A 3,928-nucleotide genomic window follows, 5' to 3' on the forward strand; every position below is an offset into this window, starting at 1 on the left:
CCTCCAGCGTCTGCGCGGCGGCGGGCAGGGCGGCAAGCCCGGCCGCCAGCGCGGCGAGGCCAAGCCCGCCGATATGGGTCTTCTTCATGGTGCTCCTCCCTGAGCCTGGTGATGCATCGCGCCGCACCGCAGGTGCGGCCGGTTGCGGGATTTCGAAAGATGGGCTGTGCTGGCAAGCGACCCGCGGCGATCCCGTGGGGAAGGCCGGACGGGTGCCGTCCTGCGGCGGGCCGGGCGCTTTGCCTGCCCCCGTCATTCCCCGCGGCGGGGAAGCGTCCGGGACAGGCAGGCCTGGCCATGCGGTCCCCCTGGGCCCTGAAGGGCCGGGGGGACCGCGGTTTTCAGAATTCGGGGCTTGCGGCGCGATAGGCTTCCAGCGCCTGCGAGCCTTTCTTGCCCTGCGCGTCCATCCGCGCCGCCCAGTCCTGGACGACCGGCTCCAGCGCCGCGTCCCAGCGGGCGCTTTCCTCGGCGGGCAGGTCCACCGCCTTGAAGCCGGCATCGGCGACGATCTGGTCGCGGATCTGGCTGTCCTCGCGATCCTGCGCCGCGCAGGCCGCCTCCTGGGCCATGGCGGCCGCCTCGGTGAAGATGGCCTTCATGTCCTCGGGCAGCCGGTCCCAGCCCTTCTTGCTCATCGCGTAGATCACGATGCCCGAGCCCAGCCGGGGGCCGCCGACGGCGTTGTGCAGCACCTCTTCCAGCTTGTAGGGCGTGACGCCGCCAAAGGGGTAAAGCGCGCCGTCGACCGTGCCGCGGCTGATCGAATCATACATCTCGCTGGACTGGATGCGGACGGGCACGCCGCCTAGGGCGCGCACGGTCTTGTCCATGGCCTCGCCGGTCACGCGCAGCTTGAGGCCGGCCATGTCTTCCAGCCGCTCGACCTGCTTTTGCGAGGTCATGACCTTGTAGGGCGACAGCGTCAGCACGAACAGCGGATGGATGTCGAGCGCGTCGAACTCTTCCTGTGCCAGGAAGCCGCCGGGCTGGCTCAGGTGCCAGAATTTCGCGGTGCCCTCGCAAGAGGTGGAATAGCCGCCGGGAAGCTCGACCACCGCGCTCAGCGGGAACTTCTCCTGCGCATAGGAGGGCGCGATCAGCGAGACATCGGCCAGGTTCGAGCTGAGCACCGCCAGCGAATCCTTGCCCAGCTGGGCGGCGGGATAGACGTTCCATTTCACCGTCCCGCCGCTTGCCTCGACCACCGCATCGGTAAAGATCCTGCCGCCTTCCTCCCACATCAGATGGCTGGCGGGCAGGAAATGCGCGAACTTGAAGGTGGTTTCCTGCGCCATGGCCGGTGCGGACACCGACATCATGGCTGCGACCATGAAACCGAAACACTTGTGCGACATGACGACCTCCCATTGTTGTCGCGATGCGGCCCCTTTTCAGGGCTCTCTGGTTGTTGAGCCTGCGATGTCTTCCCAGCGCTCCAGCTCGGCCAGGACCTGGGCGATGTCGGCGCGGATGTAGTCGAGCGCGTCCCGGCCCAGCGGCAGGCGCAGGGGCGGCTCGGCCTCGGCGGCGATGCGGCAGAGCGCGGGGCCAAGCAGCGCCGGATCGTTGGGCTGCTTGCCGTGCCGCGCCGCGGTATAGCCGCGCAGCGCCGCGCCCAGCTCGGCGTAATCCTCGATCTGCGAGAAGCTGGTATCCAGCGACGGTCCGGCGAAATCGCTGCGAAAGCCGCCCGGCTCGACGATCGTCACCTTGATGCCCAAGGGCGCCACCTCCTTGGCCAGCGCCTCGGAATAGCCCTCGACCGCGAATTTCGCCGCGCTGTAGAACGAGAAGCCCGGCGCGGCCGCGAAGCCGACCATCGAGGAGAAGTTGATGACATGGCCGCGCCGGCGCTTGCGCATGCCGGGCAGCACGGCGCGCACCATCTCGGTGGTGCCGAAGAAGTCCACGTCGAAGAGCGGGCGGTATTTCTCGGCCGGGGTTTCCTCGGCGGTCGAGGCCAGGCCGTAGCCGGCATTGTTCACCAGCACGTCGATGCCGCCGAAGGCCGCCTCGGCCTTGGCGACGACGGCGGGAAAGCGGGCATGGTCGGCGGCGTTCAGGTGAAAGGACCGACAGCGGTCCGGGAATGCCTGGGCCAGCGGGCTCTGGCCGTCTGCGGCCAGGACGGTGACGACGACATTGTCGCCCTGCGCCAGCGCGGACTGTGCCAGCGAATGGCCCAGCCCCTTGTCGGCGCCGGTGATCAGCCAGGTTTTCATTTCATCCCTCCCCCGAGGCGTGCCGATGCGTTTCCAGCCGGCTTGCGTCCCTGGACAGATTGATTAGCAGAATCGTTTCGCAAATCAATAGTTAATTTTGCTGTGCAGAATCTGTTCTTGCAAATTTGCGGGTGAGGAAACCTAGCCGGCACGACGGCTTGCCCTCTGCCGCCGGGGTCGGAAGCAGGAAGCGGCGGCCAGCGCCAGGCTGTTCGGTTTCATGTCGTTTCCTCCCGCTTCGCGGATCGTCGCGATTTTCATGCGCAGGGGTCGGTCCCGCCCCTGCGTCTGGTATCGCCACCGATTTTCGTGGAAATGCCGCGCTGTAGGCCAGAACAATCTCGGCAGGCCGAAGCGATGCAGGCTATCGGGAAAACCTGGGGGCCGCGATCAGGCCGAGGCGGGGGGCCAGAAGCTGCGCCGTCAGCACCGAGGCCGCGCGCCCCGGCACCCTGCCCTGTGCGGTGGCGATCAGGATCTGGCGCTTGGCCCAGGGCTCGTCCCCCCGCACGACCGCGACCTCGCCAAGCCTGTCGCGATAGATCAGGCATTCGGGCTGGATGGTCATGCCCAGCCCGGCCTGCACCAGGCTGGTCGCCACCCCGCCGCTGCGCCCCATGCGACCCGGTTGCGAAGGGCCGAAAGGCGGGCGAGGCGCGTGGCCGGGCCGGTAATCTGGGCCTGTGGTGGCCGCCTTCTCAGCCGACCGCATCCTGCAGGAAGGCGGGCGGGGTGACGGCGCGGCGCCGCTCCAGGTCGACGGCAAGCATGTCATGCGCGACATGGGCCAGCGCCGTGCCATCCGCGGCTTCCAGGCAATGCCATGTGGAGAAGATCTTTGCGCCCACCTGCGAGATGCGCGAGCGGACGCGCAGGACGGTTCCGGGCGGGCAGGGCCGGTGGACGGGCCGGACCGAGCTTTGCGCCGCCATCCGGCCGATCCCGGTGTCGCGGGTGAACTCCGGCGTCAGGCCGGCAAGGGCCAGCCGGTCATACATGCCGTGGCCGACCCGCCGGATGATGGTTTCGTAAAGCAGCGCGCCCCTGTGGTCCAGGTCGTCGGGACGCACCGGGCCGGACATGGTCAGGTGGTCGCCCGGCCGGCTCGTCGCCGCCAGCTTGGCCAGGATGTCGCCGCGCGGCAGGGCCGTGGCCAGCAGGCCGGACCGGATGGCCGGCAGGCGGCTTGCGCCGGTGCCGGGCAGGTCGAAGGCGGTGGCCGAAAGCGCGCCGGCGCTGGACAGCAGATGGACCGCGGCACCGGCATGGGGGCCATCCGCCACCCGCAGCGAGCGGATTTCGACCGCGGCGCCGGCGCGAAGTTCCCGGTGAAAGCGGATCACGCGCAGGGCGATGGCCGCCATGCCGGGATTTTCGCCGCCGGCCAGCGCCGCGACGGTCTCGGCCGCCATCTGGAAGCTGCGGGAATAGTAGCGGGCGTTCCAGTGGTCGTTGAAGTCGCATTCCCAGCTTTCGACGCGGGTCTGCAATGTCGGGACGGCGAATGCGGCCGGGTCGGTGTTGTCATCCATGCCGGTGCTTCCCAGCCTTTCCTTGGTTCTCGGGCAGTGCGCGCGCGCCCCGGCATGCCGGGGCGCCCGCGGTTTCGGTTTCGGCCCCTCGTCACATGTGGTTCGGCAGCCACATGACCATGGCCGGGAAGGCGAGCATGATGGCGATGGCGATGAGATGGGCCCAGACAT

At 68.7% G+C, this 3,928-nt stretch carries 4 protein-coding genes; all 4 read right to left on the reverse strand.

Going from position 1 to position 3,928, the window contains the following annotated elements:
• Positions 1–341 precede the first annotated feature (341 nt).
• The 4 genes from IT40_RS25925 to IT40_RS25940 all read right to left on the reverse strand — a co-directional run bounded on the left by IT40_RS25925 (position 342) and on the right by IT40_RS25940 (position 3,757).
• The gene (locus IT40_RS25925; RefSeq protein ID WP_084197485.1) at positions 342–1,358 is read right to left on the reverse strand and encodes a TRAP transporter substrate-binding protein; all 1,017 of its coding nucleotides are present in this window, start codon (positions 1,356–1,358) and stop codon (positions 342–344) included.
• 36 nt (positions 1,359–1,394) lie between these two features.
• On the reverse strand, positions 1,395–2,225 hold the full coding sequence (locus IT40_RS25930; RefSeq protein WP_036761332.1) for an oxidoreductase: 831 nt from the start codon (positions 2,223–2,225) through the stop codon (positions 1,395–1,397).
• Between the two features lie 364 nt (positions 2,226–2,589).
• Positions 2,590–2,844, reverse strand: coding sequence for a type 2 periplasmic-binding domain-containing protein (locus IT40_RS25935; protein WP_036761333.1), 255 nt, complete (start codon positions 2,842–2,844; stop codon positions 2,590–2,592).
• A gap of 79 nt (positions 2,845–2,923) precedes the next feature.
• A complete protein-coding gene (locus tag IT40_RS25940) occupies positions 2,924–3,757 on the reverse strand; it encodes a thioesterase family protein (RefSeq protein WP_036761335.1) in 834 nt (277 codons plus the stop codon).
• Between the last annotated feature and the right edge of the window lie 171 nt (positions 3,758–3,928).

The organism is Paracoccus versutus, from assembly GCF_000763885.1.
Taxonomy (GTDB): domain Bacteria; phylum Pseudomonadota; class Alphaproteobacteria; order Rhodobacterales; family Rhodobacteraceae; genus Paracoccus; species Paracoccus versutus.